This window comes from Candidatus Tumulicola sp. (assembly GCA_036490475.1).
Lineage (GTDB): Bacteria > Vulcanimicrobiota > Vulcanimicrobiia > Vulcanimicrobiales > Vulcanimicrobiaceae > Tumulicola.
The window spans coordinates 686,481-707,697 of the sequence record DASXDT010000005.1 but is presented as its reverse complement, the minus strand read 5'-3'; the positions used below and the strand labels follow the sequence as shown (position 1 = coordinate 707,697).

Annotated in this window: 26 protein-coding genes; 8 read left to right on the top strand and 18 right to left on the bottom strand. The window is 62.5% G+C overall.

What is annotated here, in order from left to right; translation table 11 throughout:
- Positions 1–5: 5 nt before the first annotated feature.
- The 4 genes from VGF98_06945 to VGF98_06930 are packed head-to-tail and all read right to left on the bottom strand — an operon-like array spanning position 6 to position 5,295.
- Entirely contained in the window at positions 6–2,045 is a 2,040-nt protein-coding gene (locus VGF98_06945) for an elongation factor G (GenBank protein HEY1681352.1), read from the bottom strand.
- Positions 2,046–2,075: 30 nt separating this feature from the next.
- Positions 2,076–3,848 (bottom strand): hypothetical protein, encoded by a 1,773-nt coding sequence (locus VGF98_06940; protein HEY1681351.1) that lies wholly within the window; start codon positions 3,846–3,848, stop codon positions 2,076–2,078.
- A gap of 57 nt (positions 3,849–3,905) precedes the next feature.
- On the bottom strand, positions 3,906–4,637 hold the full coding sequence (locus VGF98_06935; protein ID HEY1681350.1) for an MGMT family protein: 732 nt from the start codon (positions 4,635–4,637) through the stop codon (positions 3,906–3,908).
- A complete protein-coding gene (locus VGF98_06930; protein HEY1681349.1) occupies positions 4,624–5,295 on the bottom strand; it encodes a sigma-70 family RNA polymerase sigma factor in 672 nt (223 codons plus the stop codon). Before VGF98_06930 ends, VGF98_06935 begins: the two co-directional genes overlap by 14 nt.
- Before the next feature lie 241 nt (positions 5,296–5,536).
- Here VGF98_06930 and VGF98_06925 point away from each other — a divergent pair, with 241 nt between their 5' ends.
- Positions 5,537–5,929, top strand: coding sequence for a hypothetical protein (locus VGF98_06925; protein ID HEY1681348.1), 393 nt, complete (start codon positions 5,537–5,539; stop codon positions 5,927–5,929).
- Positions 5,930–5,932: 3 nt separating this feature from the next.
- Here VGF98_06925 and VGF98_06920 read toward each other — a convergent pair whose 3' ends face one another.
- A complete protein-coding gene (locus VGF98_06920) occupies positions 5,933–6,751 on the bottom strand; it encodes a hypothetical protein (protein HEY1681347.1) in 819 nt (272 codons plus the stop codon).
- Positions 6,752–6,766: 15 nt separating this feature from the next.
- Positions 6,767–7,078 (bottom strand): hypothetical protein, encoded by a 312-nt coding sequence (locus VGF98_06915; GenBank protein ID HEY1681346.1) that lies wholly within the window; start codon positions 7,076–7,078, stop codon positions 6,767–6,769.
- Between the two features lie 59 nt (positions 7,079–7,137).
- Between VGF98_06915 and VGF98_06910 the strand changes: the two genes are divergently transcribed.
- Together VGF98_06910 and VGF98_06905 are read left to right on the top strand one after the other, a co-directional pair.
- On the top strand, positions 7,138–7,536 hold the full coding sequence (locus VGF98_06910; GenBank protein ID HEY1681345.1) for a hypothetical protein: 399 nt from the start codon (positions 7,138–7,140) through the stop codon (positions 7,534–7,536).
- A complete protein-coding gene (locus VGF98_06905) occupies positions 7,533–8,330 on the top strand; it encodes a hypothetical protein (protein HEY1681344.1) in 798 nt (265 codons plus the stop codon). The genes VGF98_06910 and VGF98_06905 overlap by 4 nt, the downstream gene beginning before the upstream one ends.
- A 23-nt stretch (positions 8,331–8,353) precedes the next feature.
- Here VGF98_06905 and VGF98_06900 read toward each other — a convergent pair whose 3' ends face one another.
- Genes VGF98_06900 through sufC form a run of 7 tightly spaced genes read right to left on the bottom strand, consistent with a single transcriptional unit; the run spans position 8,354 to position 14,254 of the window.
- Positions 8,354–9,979: a cation acetate symporter gene (locus VGF98_06900; GenBank protein HEY1681343.1), complete on the bottom strand. Its 1,626-nt coding sequence runs from the start codon at positions 9,977–9,979 to the stop codon at positions 8,354–8,356.
- Positions 9,979–10,305, bottom strand: a complete 327-nt coding sequence (locus tag VGF98_06895; protein HEY1681342.1) for a DUF485 domain-containing protein — start codon at positions 10,303–10,305, stop codon at positions 9,979–9,981. The genes VGF98_06900 and VGF98_06895 overlap by 1 nt, the downstream gene beginning before the upstream one ends.
- 35 nt (positions 10,306–10,340) lie before the next feature.
- Positions 10,341–10,640 carry a hypothetical protein gene (locus VGF98_06890; protein ID HEY1681341.1) on the bottom strand — a complete coding sequence of 100 codons (300 nt, stop codon included), beginning with the start codon at positions 10,638–10,640 and terminating at the stop codon, positions 10,341–10,343.
- 18 nt (positions 10,641–10,658) lie between these two features.
- Positions 10,659–11,048 carry an SUF system NifU family Fe-S cluster assembly protein gene (locus tag VGF98_06885; GenBank protein HEY1681340.1) on the bottom strand — a complete coding sequence of 130 codons (390 nt, stop codon included), beginning with the start codon at positions 11,046–11,048 and terminating at the stop codon, positions 10,659–10,661.
- Between the two features lie 5 nt (positions 11,049–11,053).
- Entirely contained in the window at positions 11,054–12,316 is a 1,263-nt protein-coding gene (locus tag VGF98_06880) for a SufS family cysteine desulfurase (protein HEY1681339.1), read from the bottom strand.
- Complete coding sequence (locus VGF98_06875) at positions 12,313–13,491, bottom strand: SufD family Fe-S cluster assembly protein (GenBank protein ID HEY1681338.1); 1,179 nt, start codon at positions 13,489–13,491, stop codon at positions 12,313–12,315. The genes VGF98_06880 and VGF98_06875 overlap by 4 nt, the downstream gene beginning before the upstream one ends.
- Positions 13,484–14,254 carry a Fe-S cluster assembly ATPase SufC gene (gene sufC / locus VGF98_06870; protein ID HEY1681337.1) on the bottom strand — a complete coding sequence of 257 codons (771 nt, stop codon included), beginning with the start codon at positions 14,252–14,254 and terminating at the stop codon, positions 13,484–13,486. The genes VGF98_06875 and sufC overlap by 8 nt, the downstream gene beginning before the upstream one ends.
- Before the next feature lie 116 nt (positions 14,255–14,370).
- Between sufC and VGF98_06865 the strand changes: the two genes are divergently transcribed.
- Entirely contained in the window at positions 14,371–15,003 is a 633-nt protein-coding gene (locus VGF98_06865; GenBank protein HEY1681336.1) for a helix-turn-helix domain-containing protein, read from the top strand.
- 21 nt (positions 15,004–15,024) lie between these two features.
- The gene (locus VGF98_06860) at positions 15,025–15,504 is read left to right on the top strand and encodes an iron-sulfur cluster assembly scaffold protein (protein HEY1681335.1); all 480 of its coding nucleotides are present in this window, start codon (positions 15,025–15,027) and stop codon (positions 15,502–15,504) included.
- On the opposite strand, the gene VGF98_06855 is transcribed toward VGF98_06860, so the two are convergent.
- From VGF98_06855 to VGF98_06845, 3 genes are read right to left on the bottom strand one after another with little or no spacing between them, the layout of a single operon-like run.
- On the bottom strand, positions 15,501–16,142 hold the full coding sequence (locus tag VGF98_06855; GenBank protein ID HEY1681334.1) for an MBL fold metallo-hydrolase: 642 nt from the start codon (positions 16,140–16,142) through the stop codon (positions 15,501–15,503). The two genes, VGF98_06860 and VGF98_06855, sit on opposite strands and share 4 nt — an antisense overlap.
- Complete coding sequence (locus tag VGF98_06850) at positions 16,139–16,591, bottom strand: flavin reductase family protein (GenBank protein ID HEY1681333.1); 453 nt, start codon at positions 16,589–16,591, stop codon at positions 16,139–16,141. The genes VGF98_06855 and VGF98_06850 overlap by 4 nt, the downstream gene beginning before the upstream one ends.
- A 26-nt stretch (positions 16,592–16,617) precedes the next feature.
- Positions 16,618–17,241, bottom strand: coding sequence for an O-methyltransferase (locus VGF98_06845; GenBank protein HEY1681332.1), 624 nt, complete (start codon positions 17,239–17,241; stop codon positions 16,618–16,620).
- 20 nt (positions 17,242–17,261) lie between these two features.
- On the opposite strand from VGF98_06845, the gene VGF98_06840 reads away from it, so the two are divergent.
- Positions 17,262–17,987 carry an LON peptidase substrate-binding domain-containing protein gene (locus VGF98_06840; GenBank protein HEY1681331.1) on the top strand — a complete coding sequence of 242 codons (726 nt, stop codon included), beginning with the start codon at positions 17,262–17,264 and terminating at the stop codon, positions 17,985–17,987.
- On the opposite strand, the gene VGF98_06835 is transcribed toward VGF98_06840, so the two are convergent.
- Positions 17,984–18,847 carry a bifunctional 5,10-methylenetetrahydrofolate dehydrogenase/5,10-methenyltetrahydrofolate cyclohydrolase gene (locus VGF98_06835; GenBank protein HEY1681330.1) on the bottom strand — a complete coding sequence of 288 codons (864 nt, stop codon included), beginning with the start codon at positions 18,845–18,847 and terminating at the stop codon, positions 17,984–17,986. The genes VGF98_06840 and VGF98_06835 overlap by 4 nt on opposite strands.
- 62 nt (positions 18,848–18,909) lie before the next feature.
- On the opposite strand from VGF98_06835, the gene VGF98_06830 reads away from it, so the two are divergent.
- Both VGF98_06830 and VGF98_06825 read left to right on the top strand, forming a co-directional pair.
- Positions 18,910–19,449, top strand: a complete 540-nt coding sequence (locus tag VGF98_06830) for a TlpA disulfide reductase family protein (GenBank protein ID HEY1681329.1) — start codon at positions 18,910–18,912, stop codon at positions 19,447–19,449.
- A complete protein-coding gene (locus tag VGF98_06825; GenBank protein HEY1681328.1) occupies positions 19,446–20,360 on the top strand; it encodes a hypothetical protein in 915 nt (304 codons plus the stop codon). The genes VGF98_06830 and VGF98_06825 overlap by 4 nt, the downstream gene beginning before the upstream one ends.
- Here the strand turns inward: VGF98_06825 and VGF98_06820 are convergent.
- Entirely contained in the window at positions 20,338–21,138 is an 801-nt protein-coding gene (locus tag VGF98_06820) for a hypothetical protein (GenBank protein HEY1681327.1), read from the bottom strand. The genes VGF98_06825 and VGF98_06820 overlap by 23 nt on opposite strands.
- Between the last annotated feature and the right edge of the window lie 79 nt (positions 21,139–21,217).

Here is a 21,217-nt window from a genome sequence, read left to right as displayed (position 1 = left end):
TCGTGTTATACCGCTGCTTTCGAAGCGCCGCGCTGATTCGAGACGGGGTCGTAGCGTTCGTGCCGCCAGCGATACGTGCCGAGCCCTTGTGTCGCGGTGCGCAGTTCGGTGATGTATCGGGCCAGCTCGACTTGCGGAACGAACGCTTCGACGATGTCGAAGCCCGGGCGCTCGATGGCCGGGTTCATACCAAGGATTTGACCGCGTTTGCCGGTGAGCTGCTGGATGACGGTCGACGTATAATTATTAGGGACTTCCACTTCGACCGCGACGATCGGCTCCAGCACGACCGGGCTGCACTTTTGCAGCGCGTCGCGTACGCCCATGCTGGCGGCGGTTTTGAACGACTGTTCGCTCGAGTCGACGTCGTGATATGCGCCGTCGAACAACGTTACGTGCAGATCCGTGATCGGATTTCCGTTGGGTCCGTGCGCTAGTGCTTCGCGCACCCCTTTTTCGACGGCCGGGATAAACTGACGTGGCACGACGCCGCCGACGATTTTGTCTTCGAACGTGACGCCGGCGCCGCGATCTCGCGGCTGGAACCGGAGCCAGACGTCCCCGAACTGCCCGTGTCCACCGGTTTGATGTTTGTAGCGGGAGTGAACTTCCGTGTTGGACGTAATCGTTTCGAGATAGGGGATCGCCGGCGGCGCCACTTCGACTTCCACCTTATATTTGCGCGCCAAGCGCTCGATGGCGATCGAGACGTGCTGTTCGCCCGCACCCAGCAGCAACAATTCGTGCGTCACATCGGCGCGGCGCAATTGTAACGCCGGATCTTCGTCGACGATGCGTCCGAGCATCTGCGAGATTTTGGCTTCGTCCATGCGATCTTTCGGTTTGATCGCGGCCGCGAACACCGGTTCGGCCGGTGCGATCGGCGCCATGCGCGTCGAAGCGCTGCCGGACGTGAGCGTGTCGCCGGTGGCGACGGTTTCCAATCGAGCGAACGCGACGATGCTGCCCGGTCCGGCTTCGGCAATGGGCTCTTGCTTTTTGCCTTGCAGGCGGTATAAGCCACCGAGCCGCACTTTTTCGCCGTCCCGGCTGGCATCCGACAACGTCGCGTCCGACTTTACGGTGCCCGAGTACACGCGCGCAATCGACACTTTTCCGCTTTGCGGATGGATCGACGTCTTGATGACTTGTGCGATGACCGGTCCGGCCGGGTCCGGCGTAATCGGAGTGCCGTCGACATCGGTCTTTTCAACCGCGGCCGGCGACGGAAACCATTTCACGATCGAACGCACGAGTGCATCGACTCCGGCACCGGTCGCACCCGAAGCGACCACCACCGGGATGATTTGATCGTGCGAACATTCGTCGCACAGATCGCGCTCGATTTCTTCGGCATCGGGATCGACGCCCTCGAGCAACTCTTCCATCAGGTGATCGTCGAAGTCGGCCATCGCTTCGAGCAACTGTCCGCGCGTTTCGCGTGCCGTTGACTCGAGATCTGGCGGTACCGGGCGCTCCGTTTCGGAACCGTCGGCGAAGTTCCACGCCTTCATTTCGGCCAAGTCGATATAGCCGGCGAACTGTTCGGAACTGCCGATCGGTACCTGTTCGGCGACGACGTGGCGCCCGTAGGCGTCTTGCAGCGCGGCGAGGGTGCCGGGAAAATCCGCTCCCGGACGATCCATTTTATTGACGACGAACAGATGCGGCAACCGTAACGAGTCGAGGAAATCGACCGTCGCCTTGGCGTGTACGACGCGCTGCGGGTCGGCTTCGATCACGATAATCGCGGCATCGACGCCGCGCAACACGGCTTTCGTTTCGGCGAAAAAATCGACGAAGCCGGGACAGTCTGCGATCGTAACGTCGGTGCCGTCGCTGGTAAAATGTGCGAACCCGACGCTGGTGGACTGAACGTGCGCGACATCTTCGGGCTCGTGGTCCGTTACGGTCGTTCCATCGGAGATGGAGCCGCGGCGCGAGATTGCCGCCGTTTTTGCGAGTACCGCTTCGACCAACGTGGTCTTTCCGGCGTGATGCGGACCGACGAATGCGACGTTCCGCAGGCGATCGACGTTCGCCATCGGGTACCTCCTCTGAACGACGAAGAAGGGCTAGCGGCGCTTAGGCGCCGGCCGCTTTTTCGCGCTCGGGGCCGCCGCGGATTTGCTCGATTTCTTAACGGTCGTCTTCTTCGCGGCTTTTGCCGCGGTCTTGGCAGGCCGAGCCGGGACTTTGGCGGCCGGCTTGGGCGCCGGCTTCTTTGCAGCCGCTTTCTTCACCGGCGCGCGCGCCGGTGTCTTTACAGCTTTCTTTGCAGGCGCCGGCGTCTTCTTGCGCGCAGGCGCTTTGGCCGTTGCGGCGCGCTTGGCCGGAGCGGTCTTTGCGACGGCCGCCTTCACCGGTTTGGCTTTCTCCGCCTTGGCTTTGACAACGGGCTTCTCGGCGGCTTTCGGCTTCTCGACCGCTTTGGTTTTTTCGGGAGCTTTCGGTTTCTCGGCGGCCTTGCGCACCGGCGTCGCCTTTGCGGCGGCGACCTTCGCAGGTGGAGCGGCTTTAACTGCCGGCGTTTTTGCTTCGGACGTTTTGGATGCGGCCTTGTTCTTGGACGCCGGTTTCACGGGCTTGGCCGTTGGCGTTTCCGCGGTCGCATCGGCACCGAGCTCGGTGAGCGCAGCCTTTGCTTGCGTCGACGATTCGCTCGAGTCGGCGCTGCGCTTGGACGTGCTCTTGGACGAGGATTTTCCGGAGGCTGCCGCACGTTTGGTCGGCCGCGCCGGACCACCGGCGCGTTTTTTCGCTCGGCCTTTACCGGGGACTGCGATATGTTCCGGGAGGCCGAGTTCGGCGCGGCTGAATCCGCTGATGCTGCTGCCCGGCACGTTCTTTTCGCGGGAACGATCGTGCGCCTCGAGATGCTCCTGCGTGGCGCGTAATGCGACGCGAGCGAGCCGGCCGCCGACCGGGAAGACCAACTCGTTAATCTCCGCGTCGTCGAGCATGCGCAGCACGATATCGAAATGATTGCCTTGGTCTTTGGGGCTATGCGCGTCGGAACCGATTGCGATGCCAACTCCCAGCCCTTGAGCCTTGCGTGCCAGTCGCGCATTGGCGTCGAGAAATGCTTTCTTTTGCTCGTCCGACGTTTCGCGGTAGAGGAAGCGCGTGTTGATTTCGACGGCCAGTTTGCGGGCGTGACAGACCGCTAACAGGCGGTCTTCATATTCCTCGAGGCGTTCGGGTGCCGGCCAGCCGCCCAAGCGGGCCGGCATGTAGAAGTTGCCGGCGACGTGCGACGGCAACTTTTCAAGATCGTCCAGCAGCTTGGCGACGTACTGCTCCCACAAGCGTTCGGTTCCGAACGACTCGTGCAGCGATGCAAATTCCTCATCGTCGAAGGACCAGCTAAAATCCGAGCCCTTTTCGGGATGTTCGATCGTCAAAAAACTGACGCAGCGAATGATTCCGTCGGGGCGCATGGCGTCGATGATGTTTTGGGCATCCGGTCTGGCGCGCGGATCGTTGTCGACCTCCGCGCCGAGCGAGAAGCGCATGCCTCGCCGCAACGCTTCGGAGACGACCGACGCGTGCCCGGGGTCGACGCCGGCGGCTTCAGCCGCACCGTGTAGATCGCCGGCCTCCGCCAGTTTGAGCGCGCGGCGGACCGTATTGACGGCGCCGGGATCTTCGAACGTCAGGTAATTGACGTGGTCGGCGGCCATCAAGAATCGCGGCATTCCGCGGCGACACGCGTGGAAGAACCAAAGGAACAGCATCCGCGCGGAATACGCGATCGGGCGTTCCTCTGCGAACGGTCGATGTTCGCCTTTGGCGTGGCCGTGAACGTCGGGGATGGCGGCGGTACGTGGGTCGTTCAGAAATAACACTCCGGCACGTTGGCAGAGTTGGCTTTGTGCGAACGTTCCCCTTCGGTACTCGGTTACTTAACCGGGGTAGCCTTCCATCTTGAGCAAACGCGCCTTCATGTCCAAGCCGTAATAATAATTGTGCAAGGCGCCCGACGAGTCGACGACGCGATGACATGGAAAAAGCAACGGAAGCGGATTGCGCGCCATCACGCGGCCGACCGCGCGCGCCGCTCGAGGGCGGCCGATCTGTGAGGCCACCCACGAATACGAGCGGACTTCACCCGGCGGAATCTGCGCGGTGGCGCGCAGCGCCGCTTGCTCGAACGGCGTGAGATCGCTGATATCGATCATCGCGTCCTCGATGCGCCAGGTGTGGAAAAAGTGGTCGAGCGTTTCGAGCAGCCAGGTGGGAACTTGACCCATCGCGACCGGACGGCGTAAGCGACGCTCCACCCGATCGCGCACCTCATCGGGCGTTTCGCCCGTGTCGATGCCGACGTAGGCGATCCGGCGTTGTTTGAATCCGACGTGGACGCGTCCGATCGGTGTGTCGACGGCGCATAGCAGCAGTGGTTCGCGCGTCTTGAATTTGAGTGCCGCGATGTGCTCGACCACGCGCTTGGTGAGATCGCACGACGGCTGGGGCTGCGGCAGCGTCGATAGCCGGTACGCGACGCCTTCGTACTGTTCGAACAGCAGCTGGCAGGGCATACATCCGCGCACGTGCTCGGCGACGGTCTCCCGCAGTGACTTTATACAGTCGCCGTGGATTTCGTCCCACATAGCTTCGACGTCACGACAGCGCATGTAACGGTGCTCCTTGGGGGGTCAATCTCCCGATTTGCGGTCCGAGGATGCGGCGAAGAATACGTACCGCTCGATGGACGTGCGATTTAACCGTGCCGATCGGCTGGTGCAGGATCTCGGCGATCTCCGGATGGCTGCGGCCTTCGATGAAGCGCAGCGTCGCTGCGGCGCGAAGGTGCATCGGCAATTGCATGAGCGCGCGTTCGACCAGCGCGACCTCGGCGTTGCGCTCCACGATGGTTTCAGGCTGGGGCGGTCCCTCGTTGGACTCCCGCAGAAGCGCATCCGGGTCGGCCAGCGCGTCGAGCGCGACGTTCGACGGCCGCTTGCTGCGCAGGCGATTCCGCGTGACGTTGAGGGTGATCGTGTACAGCCACGGCTGAAGCCGCAGCTCGGAGCGTTGCTCGAGCGACATCTTGCCGAGGGCGCGATAGGCGCGCACGAAGGCATCTTGCACGATCTCTTCGGCATCCTCTCGGTTGCCGGTCATGCGAAGCGCGAACCCGTAGAGACGGCGCTGGTAGTCGTCGACGACCCGTTCGAACGTCTCGATAGTGGGCACGCTCGCGGACGGCAGCCTGGCGGCCGCCATGGTCCCGGTCGGAACCGCTGTTGGCACGAAAACTCCCTGCAGCAGCGGCGCGGCGAGTGCACTCATACAGTGACCCGGACCCCTGCAGCCTCCTTTGTGGTTTCACATATGCCCGAGTAATTCCTGAGCGAACCTCACGGCGCGAGCGAGCGCCGGCATCCGAGGAGCGTCTCGTTCGCTCGCCAATACCCCGGGTATGGCGCTCATCCGTACAGCCCGCCAATCGACTTGAAACGCCGCTTCAGCAACGCAACGCTGAGGCGGTTTTTGTTTGCGCGGGCGTACGGCTTATGAAGGGATTCAATCGATGATGCAAACGATCGAACCGACGGAAATAGCATTCGACGCGTACACGTTGTGCAGTTTTCTTCCGAACCTCGAGTCGGTGCGAGCGATTCCACTCGTGCTGATCGGCTACCGGCAGAATGAAGATCCGTGGTTCGTTTGGCTCGTTCCCGAAGAGGGCGTGTATCGCGACGACTTAACGGAGGATCCGTATTACGCCAAAGTCCTTCGCTCTCCGAAGGCCTACTTCACGAAAAAGCTTGCAAAATACATCGAAGAAACCGGCTGCGTAAAGCGCGGTATCGAGATGTTGATCGACTGTCACCAGAATCATTTGGCCTTTACGCCGTTCACACAGTTGCGCGAATCGCCGTTCCGGCATCCGCTCGAGGTCGAACTCGTCGGCGCGTTTTAGCGTCTAGTGCTGCGCCGCTGCATCCGATGCGGCGGCTTCGGCGCGAATCGTGCGCCGGTAGACGATCTTCACCGGCGTCGGCGCCGCGCCGGGTGCGCGCAAATTGGCATCGACGCGCAAGGTCGCGTCGAGTTCGAGCAACAGCGCATCGCTCGACGCGTAATACGCGATGCCATTCATGTGAATGCGTCCCGACATACGCGTTTGCCCGTGGCTAGGCACCGCGCCGTCCATCGAACCTTGAGCGTCGAAGACGATCGCAACCGCGGGCCGGCCGGCAACGAGACCACCACCCGCCGGCCGTAGAAAGCCGCGCATCGTCGCCCCATCCCCGAGCGGGGAACCGGCCGTAAACGGAACCGACGCGCGAAGCGTTCGCAAATCTTGCAGCGTCGCACGGTCCAGCGAGATGGCGAACGGCTGATTGAGAATCGTTAAAAAATCTGGATCGTCGTCGAGCATATTTTGCAACGATCCGTCCGAACGCGATTCTTGCTCGAAGACGGCCGTATGCTTGGTCGCGTCGTCGCCTTCATACCGAGTATAAACGGCGCGCACCGTGTACTTCATACGTGCGCCGTCGTGGCGGATCGTCAGCTGCTGGTCACCGGAGTAGCGCACCGATGAAACCTGTACTCCGGATCCGATCCCGTACACGTCTTGGCCGGTGATGAAATAGCGAACGTCCGCTCGCGCTGGTGCGAACGTGGAAAAAAGGCCAGCGACAACGGCGAGCGTGCCGGCGACGCGGGATGCAGAAATGTGAGGCTCCGTTCCGGAACGTTTGTGCGATTCTACTTCTAGACTAACATTGCGCCGCAAGAGCGGCCAGGCGTGTCAGCGATGCAAACGTTCGCGACGATGGTTGAGGAAGAATCGCACGTCGGCGACGCCGTCGCAAACGACGACGTCTTCGGGATCTGCGAACCGGCGGCCGTCGATCTGAACGGTATAGTCGCCTGCCAGAAACCCATTGAGCGTGCGCCGGACGCTGCGTGCGAACTTGTCGTCTGGCGCTCGCGAGCCAATCACCTCACGCACCGCCATCGCCAGGAGGTCGCGTACGCGCAGAGGCGTGACCAGTGCAAACGCCGCCGACCCTCCGTCGGCGACGGCCCGGATATCCATCGGTATCCTGACGCGAATCACGGCGCTCATTTTCGTCCGTGCCGAGGAGCTGCCTGCCGCTTGGAATAAACGGTACCGCCGTGTCCCACCTGGGCAACGTACCTGCCGAACTACTCGTCGGAACCGTTGAAAAGCTTGTTGCGAAAATGGACGACGGCGAGCTCGCGGCGGAGTATCGCGCGGCCGTTCCCGACATGCCTGACGAAGCGTGCGGGGCGTTCGTGGAATCCATTTTCGATGCGTTTCGCGATCGCGGCGAGTCGTCTGAGGACGTTGTCGAGGAAGCTGGAACGACCCTCGAACGTGTCGCATCCCGCGAAACCGACGCGGTATCGGCTATTTTGGACTACGCCGCCTCCAGCCCCGGTCTCTTGAAAGAAAGCACAGCGGTGTTCGTCGAGCGACGCCCGGATCTCGTCGACGTGTTGCCGCGGGGGCTGTATGATGCCGTGTCGCAACGGCTCGCACCCGGATCGTGAGCGATTACCGTCGCCGCCGCCGTTCCGACGAGGGACGCGAATCGGGCGGCCTGCCGTTAATCCCGCTGGTGCTCGTCGTGGTCTTCGCAGGTTTGCTGTTGGGCGCGTTGCTCGCGCACTTTTTCGGCGGCGGACCCGGCAAACAATCGTCGGGAACGACGGTTGCGCAATCGACGCCGCTGCTCGTTACGCCGGTGCCGACCGAACAGCCGGTTCTGAACCCGCGATCGAGTCCCAGCCCGGCCGTATCGCCCACGCACACAGCATCGTCCACGCCGTCGCCCACTGCGTCACCGTCGACCTCACCGTCGACCTCTCCGCAGCCGTCCAAGAGTCCCAAAGCATCGCCTACCCAGACAACGCGGGTCGCGCTCTCGCCACATCCGGTCAGCAGCGCGATCGTGCATCAAATTGCAGAGGCGCCGCCGCAACCCGACCGCGGCGTTCCTTCCAGACCGGCCGTTGAACCCACGGCGACGCCCGCAGCAACGCCGGCGCCCGCCGCACCGGATGGGTCGGAACGCGCGGCAGGCGTCGTACGATCCTACCTATCGGCGTTGGCAAGCGGTAATCGTGCCCTGGCGACGACCTATCTCTCAAGCGGTACGCCGGGCGAAGTATTCATGGACTCGACCGCGCACGTCGTGTCGCTCAAATCGACCGCGAGCGGCACCGGCTACCACGTCGCCGCAGAAGTTCAAACGGCGGCGGGGGCGTATGCGGTGACGTTCAGTGTCGAACCCGGCACGTCGGGTTTACAAATTACCGATCACTACGCGATCAAGGAACATTAACGCCGGCAACCCGCGGCAGCGAATCAAACTTCGGCGCCGAGGCCGGTCGCCGCGCGCACGCGCAGGCGATCGAACAGCGCCTCGGCCTCCGCGTCGGGCCAGATCAACGAACCCGCAAACGCCCCGAGAAAGCCGGCCGGGATCGATATGATTCCCGGGTTTTCGAGTGGAAAGATCGCATGCGCGCCGAGCACGATCGGGCTCGTGAGAATCGCTGCTAGCGAAACTCCTAACCCGCACAACATCCCGGCGATCGCTCCGCCGCGCGAGAAGCGGCGCCACGACAGCGCCAGCAAGATCACCGGAACGTTCGCGCTGGCCGCTACCGCGAATGCCAAGCCGACGAGAAACGCGACGTTGTAAGTGCGCAGTGCGATCGAAAGCATGACGGCGAGGACGCCGACCACGACGGCCGTCGCGCGTGCGATGAAGAGATGCTCTCTTTCGTCGCCTTCACCGTCGCGAACCAGATTGAACCAAATGTCGTGCGCGAAGGCCGACGACGCGGTAATAGCCAGGCCGGCAACGACGGCGATAATCGCCGCAAACGCGACCGCAGCCACGAACGACGACAGCAACGACCCGCCCAGTTCTCCAGCCAGCAGCGGGGCGGCGAGATTATTGTTGAGGACCGGCACGATGAAGCCGTTGTGCGCCAGCTGCGAGTTCAGCGCGTGCGCTTCGCTCGCGTGCTTGGCGATATACTCGATCGCTTGTCCGGCGTACATTCGTTGTCCGATATGCTGCTGGCCGACGAGCGTAGCCGCGCCCAATCCAATAAATGACGTTGCCAGGTAGAACAGGCCGACCAACACCATCGCCCACGCGACCGACGTGCGCGCCGCTTTGGCCGACGGCACGGTGAAGAATCGCATCAGGATATGCGGAAGACCGGCGGTGCCGAGTACTAGCGCTAACCCCAAGGAAATCATGTTCCACGCGCCCTGCGTGCCGTGAAACATCAGCCCCGGAGCGAGTAAATTGGTAACGCCGGTTCCGGTGGGGACCGCCGACGCGGCGTGCAGAAAGTGGGTGAGTGAAAAACCGAAGCGCGATAAGACCAGCACGGTTAAGACCGCAGCCGTAATGAGCAGCAACCCGGCTTTGATAATTTGGACCCACGTGGTCGCGAGCATGCCGCCGAACGAAACGTAAATCACCATGAGCATTCCGACGATGCCGATCGCTAGCCACTCCGGCACTTGCGGGATCAGCCACGAAACGATCAAACCGCTGCCGACCATCTGCGCGATCATGTAGAAGAGCGTGATCGCGAGTGTCGAGACGCCGGCCAGCGCGCGTACCGTCCGGCCACGAAGCCGGAACGATATGAGATCCGCCATGGTGTATTTGCCGGCGTTGCGCAACGGTTCGGCTACCAGGAACAACACCGCCAGATATGCGACGAGCCAGCCGACGGAATACATGAATCCGTCGAACCCGTAAAATGCGATCAGGCCGGTGATGCCCAAAAACGACGCCGCCGAAAGATAGTCGCCGGTAATCGCCCAACCGTTTTGAATTCCGCCGATACGGCGGTGCGCCGTATAGAAGCCTTTGCGTGTCGTCGTCGAGCCCGACGCCCAGACCGTAACGATCAACGTGATCGCCACGAAGACCGCAAACATCACCAGCGACGGTTCGTGCATTAGCCGCGGATCTCGTGCATTTCGCGATGCCGCAACTTTGCGGCGGCAAGGTCGAACTTGCGCGCGCGTATTACGTAGGCTGCCATCAACAGCCACGCCATCGCGAACTGCGAGAGCGCAAACCAGTACGCGATCGACAGCGCTCCCCACTGGCGGCTCATAAACTGCGGCGCGATTGCAATCGAAAGCGGCAGCGTAAGATAGTAGACGATAAAGAAGATGGTGGCCGGAATTACGAACCGGCGGCGTTGCGATGTAAGCGCGCGAAACTCAGGCTCTTCGGCCAGCGTTTCCCACATCTCTTGATCGATGGGATGGTGCGACACGACGAGTCGAGTTGTCTACGGGCAGGCGGCTACCTCTAACGGCGCGTCCCTTGGAGCGCGCGCCGAAGGTCGGAACCGATCAATTCGTCGATAGCCAACGCGGCGATCAGCGCGCCGGCAGCGACGATTTCCACGGCCGTCGCGGATGCGGCTCGCGGCGGAAACGCAAACGCAATCTGCAGTACGCTAAGCGCCAGTAGTGCCAGCGCGATGCAGTACCGAGCGATCCAGCCGAAGCCGCTCCGGCGCGGAAGCCGGATCAGGACGATCGCGACGAACGCGCCCGCTACTGCCAACGCGAGCCGCACGCCGGTCAAGATGAGGAATGCGGTCAAAACGCGCCGCGCGGGGGCTTACTCTTCGTCGGGCCAGCCGGCGATTTCACCGACGGCGGCACTCTTGAGCACCCGCAGGCCGAGCATCGCGCATTTCATTCTGGTCGGACTGATACCGATGCCGACGTTCTCGAGAACGGCTTCCTTCGACAGACGCGCGACGTCCTCGAGCTTCATCCCCTTGATGGATTCGGTTAACATCGATGCCGATGCCTGACTGATAGCGCAGCCCTTCCCGGAAAATCGTACGTCGGCGACCGTCCCGCCCTCCAGGCGCAGTTCCATTTCGATGGCGTCTCCGCACAACGGATTGACGTCGGATGCGCGTGCGTCGGGATGCTCGAGATGGCCGAAGTTACGCGGATTACGGTAGTGGTCGAGAATGTAATCGCGGTAAAAATCATCCACGCCGGTTACGCGATTCCAAAAACGCCGGCCGCCTTCTCGAGCCCGGCGGCTAACGCGTCGACGTCTTCGCGCGTGTTGTACAGATACAACGAGGCGCGCGCGGTCGCCGACCAACCCATTTTGCCCATCAACGGCATCGTGCAGTGGTGGCCGGCGCGGATACAGATCCCCTCGGTATCCAAGATCGACGCGAGATCGTGGGCGTGAATGTCGGCGAAGTTAAACGAGACGATGCCGGCCGCCAGTCGCGAGTCGCGCGGGCCGTATATGCGCAAACCGCGGGTCTCGAATTCGGCCAAGCGTTCGAGTGCGTAATCCGTGAGCTCGCGCTCGTGCTCGTGAACCCAATCCATTCCGGTGCGCGTCAAATACTCGACCGCCGTACCAAGCGCAATCGCATCGGCGATGTTACCGGTTCCGGCTTCGAAGCGCCACGGCGGTTCGGCGAACGTGGCGCGATCGTATGCGACCGTATGGATCATATCGCCGCCAAACTCGAACGGCGGCATCGACTGTAGAATCTCGCGTTTGCCGTACAGGGCGCCGATACCGGTTGGACCGAGCATCTTGTGGCCGCTGAATGCGTAAAAATCGACATCGAGCGCGCGTACGTCCACGGGGAAGTGCGGCACCGCTTGCGCGCCGTCGACTAAGACCCGCGCGCCGGCAGCGTGCGCTCGTCGAACGATCTCTTCGAGCGGAGCCACCGTGCCCAGCGTATTGCTGACGTGACCGAGTGCGACGAGCTTGCAGCCGCGCAACAACGTATCCAGATCGTCGAGCACGAGTAGCCCGCGTTCGTCGGCCGGAATTAGGCGAAACTCGGCGCCGTTACGGAGGCACAGTTCTTGCCATGGGATCAAATCCGAATGATGCTCGAGCTCGGTGGAGAGAACTGCTTCGCCTTGGCCCACGTTTTGCGCGCCCCACGTATATGCAACGAGATTGATCGCCTCGGTGGTGTTGCGGACCCAGATGAGGTCTCGTGCCTCGGCGCCAACGAAACGCGCGACTTTGCCGCGGGCCGACTCGTAGGCATCGGTTGCGCGCTCCGCGATCTCGTATACGCCTCGATGGATGTTGGCGTTGTAGTTTTGATAGTAGTCGACTAATGCGTCGATCACCACCTGCGGCTTTTGCGACGTGGCGGCAGAGTCGAGATAGACCAAGCGTTTACCGCGCGACGTCGGACGCTTGAGGATCGGGAAATCGGCGATAATCCGCGCAAGCTTCGGATCCACGCCGGCATGTTGGGCGGCGACGGTCATCCCAGCTTGGCCTCGATGGCGTCGCGAATGCTGCTGCGGAGCGATTGGGTCGGAAAGCGCTCGATCGCCGGCTCGAAGAACGCGATCGCGATCATGCGCTCGGCGTCGGCGGCCGCGATGCCGCGGCTTTGCATGTAAAAAATCTGATCGCCGTCGAGCGCCCCGACCGTCGCGCCGTGGTATGCCTTGACGTCGTTGGCGGCAATCTCCAGGGCCGGCACGGAGTCGATGTGCGCGCGCTCGGACAGGAGCAACGCGTCGTCACGCAACGCGGCGTCGCTGCCTTGGGCGCGTTCGGCGATGCGAATGCCGCCGACGAAGCGAGCCTGCCCCGAACCGATCGCGGCCGATTTCACGACCGTATCTGAAACGGAATTTCCGACCGTGTGGTCCAGTCGGGCGACAAGGTCGACGTGCTGGGTGCCGTTAGGGAAGAAGATCGACGTAACGCCGGCTTCGACGCCTTCCCGTTCGATCGCAACGGCGATCTCGCCGACCGTCAGCGCCGCTCCGGTGTCGGCGCACGCCCAATGCACGGTCGCGTCCTTTCCGGGACGCGCGAAACGCGAATGCACGCATTGCGCCGCATCCGTCAAGTTTTGATGGTTGGCGAAGGTCACGGTCGCGTTCTCATCCGTAACGATTTCGGTCGCGCCGCACGCGAAAGCGGGGGCGCCGCTGAAGCGCTCGATGACGGTCACTTCCGAGCCGGCCGCGGCGTACACGACGGTGTACGCGAAGGCTGCGGTTCCGGGTGCAAAATCGAAATCGATCACGACCGGTTCGGTTGCCGCGACGTTGGGTGGCACGTACACGAACGCACCGCCCTGCGCGAAGGCGCGTGCCAACGCGCCGAACTTCGACGAGCCGATCTCGGTCATGCCGAATGCGCGAGCGAATTCTTCGGCGTATTCCGTCGCTGCGACGCGCAAATCGCAGGCGACGATGCGAGCGTTCGGATTGTCGATGCGCGGCGACGACTCTGCGACATCGGCCGCCGGATCGGGCGACAGCGTCTCCAGATCGATGCGCCAATATCGTCCCACCCGCTCGCGCCGGCTTGGCAGTTGCGAGAACTGCTCGAACGCTTGTAGTCGCCGTTCTTGCGAGAGAATCGCGGGATCGAGCGTGGCCAGTCGCCCGGTCAAGCCGGCCGGCGCCACCGCGCTAGACAACGCTGCCGATCTCTTCGCGGATCGTGTCGTACCCTTCGCTCTCGATGCGATGCGCCAAGTCGGCGCCGCCGGTTTTCACGATCCGTCCATCCATCATCACGTGCACGACGTCCGGGGCGATGTACTGCAGAATGCGCGGATAGTGCGTGATGATCAAAAAGCCCGCGCTGCGACCTTCTTCGGTTTGGCGCAACGCCTGCACCGACGCACATACGTCGCGCAAGGCGTCGACATCCAGACCCGAATCCGTTTCGTCCAGGATGGCATATTTCGGTGCGAGCACCGCGAGTTGCAGCATTTCCAGTCGCTTTTTCTCACCGCCGGAGAAACCGTCGTTCAGATACCGCCCCATGAATGCCGGATCCATGCCCAGCACGTCCATTTTTTCGAGCAGCAACGCGCGAAACTTGGCCGGCGCAAGCGAGTCCGGACGCACGGCTTGACGGGCCGCATGCAAGAAGTTGGCGACCTTGATCCCCGGAATAGCCGCTGGATACTGGAACGAAAGAAAGAGACCGGCGCGCGCTCGCTTGTCGGGCGACATCTCGAGCAGATTCTCGCCGTCGAGCGACGCGGTACCGGAGGTGACGTCGTAATGCGGATGTCCCGTCAGCGCGAACGCGAGGGTAGACTTACCGCTGCCGTTCGGACCCATCAGGGCATGCACGTTACCGGGCTCGACCGCCAGGTCGATCCCCTTGAGAATTTCCTTGCCCTCGACGCTGCAGTGCAGATCGGCAATACGTAAGCCCCGGTCGGACACCCAGTGTTCCTCCTCAGTAGTGTGGGCGCAGTGCGCACGCGTAATCGTACCCAGCCTTCCATAGAAAGTCAAGGAGAAACTTTACTATCTGCCGGGTGCGTGGTACGATTGCGTCGATGCACGACAGCCGGTTTTTCTCGTCAACCCGTGGACGGATCGTGACGGAACTGCGGCGCCGGAGTACGGCTTCGGCCGGAGATCTGGCCGCCTCGCTAGCCTTGTCGTCGAACGCCGTGCGCCAGCAACTCGTGCTCTTGGAACGCGACGGCTTGGTCGAAGAGAAAGCCGTACGGCGAGGGCCCACCAAGCCGACGTTGGAATTCTCGCTGACGGATCGAGCCGCCGAGCTGTTTCCGCAATCGCACGGCCGCATGTTGTCGGCGGTGCTGCGCGAGGTGCGCGATCAGTTCGGTCCGCCGGCGATCGACAGTATCTTCGACGGCCTGTCCGAGCGAGCGGTCGAACGGGCGCGACGGCACGTTAACGCTCCCTCGCTGGAGGGCCGCCTCGCGCAGCTCACAGATATGCTGCGTGAGGACGGCGTCGTGGTCGATTACACGCCGATCGAGGGCGGTTTCGCCTTGCACGAACATACCTGCCCGTACACCAGCGTCGCTCGCGAGCATCCGCAGATGTGCCGGGTCATCCATCGCGTCATCGACGAAACCGTCGGCTGCGCGCCCGAACAAACGGAGTCGCTGGCGCGCGGCGACAAAGAGTGTCGCTTCGAAATGAAACCGCAGTCGTAAAACCGTAGTCGAAAGAGGATCATGGACTTTCCGAAATTTCAGCGCTTGGTCGAAGAACGCAGCGGATTCCGCACGATGGAAAATCCGACCGCCAGCGGCGAGTATTTTAGCGACTCGTGCGGCGACATGTATAACTTTTTCCTGAAGGTCGGTCCGGGCGCGGTGATCGAGGATATTTCGTATTTCACCACCGGGTGCGGATTCGGAACCGCGACGTGCAGTCTCGTGGTCGATCTGGCTCGCGGTAAAACGATCGACGGAGCGTCGGCGATTACGGGCGAGCAGGTCGAGGCCGAGCTCGACGGTTATCCGGAAAAGAAAAAAGACTATCCGCAGCGCGCGCTCGAGGCGCTGCACGTGGCGATCGACGACTACCGTGCGAAAATCGCGTCGGGTGCCATCGAAGATCTGTCGTCGTTACCGGCTCGCGCGATCGAACCGGCGTCAGGGCCCGTGGTTGCCGCGGTGCCGGATGAAAAACTGCTGATCAAGCTGCATTAACGCGAAGCGAGGTACGGGTTGTGCGCCCGCTCCGTTCCCACGGTGGTGAACGGACCGTGGCCCGGTACCACCAGCGTCGCGTCGTGATACGGCATCAACTTGCGATGGATCGACGAAACGATGTCGCCCATCGAAGTGCCACCTAAATCCCAGCGTCCGATCGAACCGGCGAACAACGTGTCGCCGGTGAGCAACGTCGCTTCGTCGCGGTTGCCGATCGAGAAGCAGACGCTTCCCGGCGTATGTCCGGGCGTATGCAGCACGCCGACGCGAAAATCACCGGTCTCCACGATCTGACCGTCGTGCAACTTTCCATCGAGCGGCACGACCGCCGGAGCGACCGATAAACCGATCCAGCCGGCTTGCTCCCCAATGGCTTGATACAGCGGCAGATCGGCCGGATGCAAGAATCCTTTCGCACCCGTCGATTCCCGCAGAAGGCCGAGATCGCCGATGTGATCGATGTGTGCGTGCGTGTGCAGCAAAAACTGCGCGCGCCAACCGCGTTTATTGAGGCGGGCGACGACCTCGTCGACGCCATCCCCACCATCGACGACGATCGCTTCGCCGCTGCGTTCGTCGGCCAAGATCGTGCAGTTGCAATCCAGCGGACCGACGGCAAACGTTTCGCGAATCACTCGACGCGAATTCCGAAATCTCGATAGCCGCCGTCGAAATAGCCCAGCGGAGAGCCGGTGCGGGCCGAGCACGATACGACGGCGCCTACAAAGATCGAATGCGACCCCACGTGATGCTCTTCGAGCACGCGGCAATCGAAATGCGCGATAGCGTTGGCTAAGACCGGTGCGCCGGTGGCGTCCACGCCGTACTCGATCGTTTCGAATTGGCGATCGCGCACTTTACCGGCAAAATGCTCTCCGATGTGGCGCTGCTCGCCCGACAAAACGTTGACGCAAAAAACTTTCGATTCGGAAATGTAGAGATAGCTGCGCGCCTCGCGATTGACGCACACCAGCAACGCCGGCGGGTCGACCGAAACGCTGGCGAACGACGTCAGCGTCAGGCCGCGTGGCTCTCCATCGCGTAAACTCGTGACCACGGTGACCGAGCTCGGAACGTGACGCATGGCCGCGCGGAATTCGGCCCCGGCGGTCATTGTTTGCGTGCGCCGATCGCCGTACCGTCGCCGACGGTCAGCAACGTGGCGTCTAACTCCGGATGATCGAGAAAACGCTCGTTGAACGCTCGCGCAACCAAGACGTCGGGCGCGTCGTCGTCCTCGTCGGCCACCCGGCCGCCGAGCAAACAGCCGTTAAAGATCGCAAGGCCGGAAAGTTTGAGCATCGGAACGATCAAGTCGAGGTACGACTCGTATTGATCGAGCGGGGCGTCGACAAACACCATGTCTAAGTTGCGATGCGAGAAATTCTCGAGCAGCTCCAGCGACGGCGTGTTGAAGATTTCGATAAAGTCATCTTCTTCGGCGCGTCTGAAATAGGAACGTGCCAAGTCCGTACGGCGCGTGTCTGGGTCGATCGTCCAGATTTTCCCCATGCGAGGTTGCGCGAGGGCCATCCAGAGGGTTGCATAGCCATATCCAGTTCCGATTTCGAGGATCCGGCTCGCCTGCATCGCGTGGGTGATGGTCGAAAGCAGCCGGCCCGTTTCGCGCGATACGAGCGCGATGCCGTCTTGGCGGCTACGCTGCTCTAGCTCGAGCAAAAGCGGATGCGGACGCCGATGTGCCGTTTCCAGGTAGCGCGTCGTCTGCTCCATCGCCCGGATGTTGGCCGGGAATGAAACGCGCCCTCCCCGAAGTTGCGGCGATGACGAGCCGTCTGCGGCTATTCCCGCTCAACGCGGTGCTGTTTCCCGGTTCCGTGTTGAACCTGCACGTTTTCGAAGAACGCTACAAGCGGATGATTTCCGAGTGCGTCGCCGGCGGCGAAGGCTTCGGCGTGGCGCTCATTGCCGAGGGCGCCGAAGCCGGTGACGTCGACGTGATACCACGCCACGTCGGTTGCGTGGCTGAAATTGTCGGCGTAACGGCGTTAACGCAAGGGCGTTCGTACGTTACAGCCGTCGGACGCGATCGTTTTCGCATCGACGAAATCGTCGCGCGCCGTCCGTTTCTGATCGGCGAAGTGCGATCGATCGGCGACGAACTGGGCGACGGAATACAAGCGGTGGACGACGAGTGCAGCCGCGTGCGGGTGCTATTTGAAGAATACGTGCGCATGGCCGACGATCTTCCGGATACCGGGTTGGTGGCTGCCGTTCCCGACGATGCGACCGAAGCGTCGTTTTTCATAGCCGACGCGCTGTCGGCGACGGCACACGTAAAACAGCGATTGCTCGAACTACCGACCACCAAAGAACGCCTGTTGGCCGAACGTCATTTGCTGCAAACCGCGTTACCCGAACTGCGCTCGACCCGCGACAAACGGCCACCCGAGCCCGCCGGCGACGCCTTCCGTCGCGATCAAGAGCGCTACTTCGGAAAGTATTTTTCGCGCAGTTAGAGGTCCGTGCCGTTCATTCGTTCGGCGCTCTTCACGACGTTTCGAAGCAACGCGACGTTCGTAACCGGCCCGACGCCGCCCGGTACCGGGGTAATGGCGCCGGCGACTTCGACGGCGGAATCGAAATCGACATCGCCTCTTAACGCGCCGTCTACCATGGTCGTGCCGACGTCGATGACCGTCGCGCCCGCGAGCAAATCCGATCCCTTGATGAGACCGGGAACGCCGGCGGCCACGACCACGACGTCGGCCATGCGCAGATACGGCTGGAGCTCGCGCGATTCTTTATGCAAAACGGTGACCGTCGCGTCTTGTGCCAACATCAGCAGTGCCACCGGAGCTCCGACCACGATCGAACGTCCGACCATCACCGCGTTCTTGCCGCGCAACGGCCAATGCGGACTGCGTTCGAGCAATAACATAACGGCGGCCGGCGTTGCCGGAACGAACTCCGTGCCGCTTCCAAATGCGAGATGGCCCTGATTCATCGGGTGCGCGCCGTCGGCGTCCTTTTCGGCCGGAATTGCGTCGGCGATAGCGCGAATCGGAAGTCTCGACGGCAGCGGTTGTTGCAACATGACGCCGTGAACGGCCGGGTCGTCGCCCAACGAGCGCAGCGCTGCTCGGACTTCATCGACCGTTGCCGACTCGGGCAATTTTCGAATCTCGACGTCGATTCCGGCGTTGGCGCCGGTCTTGGCTAACGTGCGAACGTACGCGCGGCTCGAGTCGTCCTCTCCGACGAAGACGATGGCGAGGCGAGGATGAATTCCGGAGTCGAGGAGCGCAGTCGTGCGCATCACAAGTTCGGCGCGCAATTCGGCGGCAAGCATTTTCCCGTCGAGAATTCGGGCCGGCACGCCCCGCGGTTTCGGTCGTCGAAGGGAGCATCCCCGCTGCGCAGACTCGAGGTCTACCCGGCATGAATCAACGCTGGCTGTGGTGGCTGCTCGTGCCGGTTGCCGCTATCGCGGTGCTGATCGTCGCCCCGTTCGTTCGGCCAAGCGGCGGCGGCCAAGGGCCGGCCGGTCCGACCGCGCTGAGCGGTCAACCCGAAACGGTGGTCGCACTCTCCGACGATTTCGGACGACCCGTGTCCCTCGAACGCTACAAGGGCCGGATCGTGGTGATGAATTTGTGGGCCTCATGGTGCCCGCCATGCCGGGCGGAGATGCCGGAGCTGCAGCAATTTTATGCGCAAAACGTCGCGCGCGGCGTGGCGGTTATCGGCGTCAACGAAGGTGAGTCCGCCCAACGCGCCGCGGCCTTCGCGCGATCCTTGGGAATTTCGTTTCCGATTTGGATCGATGAAGACCAGCGCTACGGACGCGTGTATGCAGCGCTGGGTCTTCCGACCACGATCGTGATCGATCGCGACGGCACGGTGCTGCGCGGTTTCGACGGACCGGTGACGCTGCCGGATCTACAAGCGGCGGTTTCGTCGCGGTTACGATCGCGTTGAGTTTTTCCGTCGCCGCGCTCGCGGTGTGCGCGGTCGCACTGATCGAAATCGCGTTTGCCGGACACGACTATCCGTATCACGCCGGCTGGTTCAACGTTGCAATCGTTGCCGTATGGATCGTCGCCGCATGGCGCGCGCGCGTGCGACTGCGCTCGAACCTGCCGGCGCGGGCGCGCGTCGCGCTCGCGGCGATCGTGCTGGGAAGCGGTATGGCATGCGTCGCGACGGTTGCGTCCGGATTATTGGCACCCGACGCGCAAACGATCGTTGGAGCTCCGGGGCAGCGCGTGAAGGTGCCCGGCACCGGCGATTGGCTCGCATTTCCGCTGACCGGAGCGCAATCGCAAGAAGGAGCGGTCGTCTTGCAACGAGCCCGCGGTACGCTGGCGCTCGATCGTCCGCGCCAAGCCGGCGGGTACGTGTATCGTGCCATACCGCGCAACGTCGTGTCGGTCGACGCACGCGATCTCTCGGGCAATCGACTGACGATCACGCAGCCCGAAGGCAAGCTGTTTCTGTCGCCCGTGTTGCTGATGGCGCAGACGCAGAATATTTCGGGTCTCGACCTTCCGTTCGACGGATTTTCGATTCCGGCGGCGCGGCGCAATGTGAAAGCGGTACTGTTTTCACCGCAAGCGGCGGCTGCAGTTCGCAGCTTGCCGGCCGGTTCGGGACCAGCAGTCTTGTTCGCAGTGGACGACGAGCGCGGCCAACCGCTTCCGCATGGCATCGCTCTTTCTACCGGGGGGGCCGCCGTGCGCGCGGGCAATTTACTGCTGGCTGCGACGGCCTTCCAATATCCGGCGATTCAGATCGTGTCGGCTCCGCCGTTGCTACCTACCTGGATCGGGACGCTGCTCGCGATCGCCGGCGTGGGGTACTTCGCATTTACGGTTTTGCGACGGCGGTAGTGGCGATGGATGGTGCGGCGAGTTTCACGGTGAGGTTGGCGGCCGAAGCGTCCAATGCGGTGCGGTACGCAGCGTACTGGCTTCCGTGCGGAGGATCGACGACCACGAACTTGCCTTGACTCGTCACGCCGGTTATGCGGAACGTGCCGTCTGCTGCCGTCGTTGTGAACGGCGCGGTGACCGGATCGCTACTGTTGCCGTCTGAAACGAGCACCAAGGCGCCCGCGACCGGCAACGAAGTTGTGGCATCGACCACGCGTCCGGCCACGACCGTTATGGGCTGTACGGGGTCGGTAGCGGGCGCATCGGAGGCGAGGTCTGCGCGTCCGTAGGTGCGCAATGCCTCGGCCGCTTCCTTGGAGTCGGGGAAGTTCGTGACCAGTGCTTCGAGCAACGCCGTCGCGTGCGCTCCGTGGGCCTTTCCGGCTCGAACGTAGCATTCGAACAAATGCGCCAACACCGCGGCTAACCAAGGATCGTGTGGGTATTGCGCTTTCCAAACGACGACGGCGTCGTCGATGCGTTCGAGCGAGTTCACACCATCGGCGGTCTGAAGCGCGGTGTCCGGCTCGCCTTGCACCGTGACGATTCGGTTGCGGATTTCGAGCACGGACTGGCCGAAGCGACCGAAATAGTTGTCCACGGGAGCTTCTTGCGAAGCCGCCGGCTGTTGCACGGCCGGCGTGGCCGGGTCTGTGTTCGATAGCGCGGCCACCGGCGTCATAAACGCGCCGGCGACGAGCATCGAGAAGAGGGCGATAACGGGCGTTTCTCTCATGAAAGGACACCCCTCCTTCGAAAAGAGAGCAAACGAGGGAAGTACGAAAAACCTAGAGTATAGGCTCCTTACCTTGCCC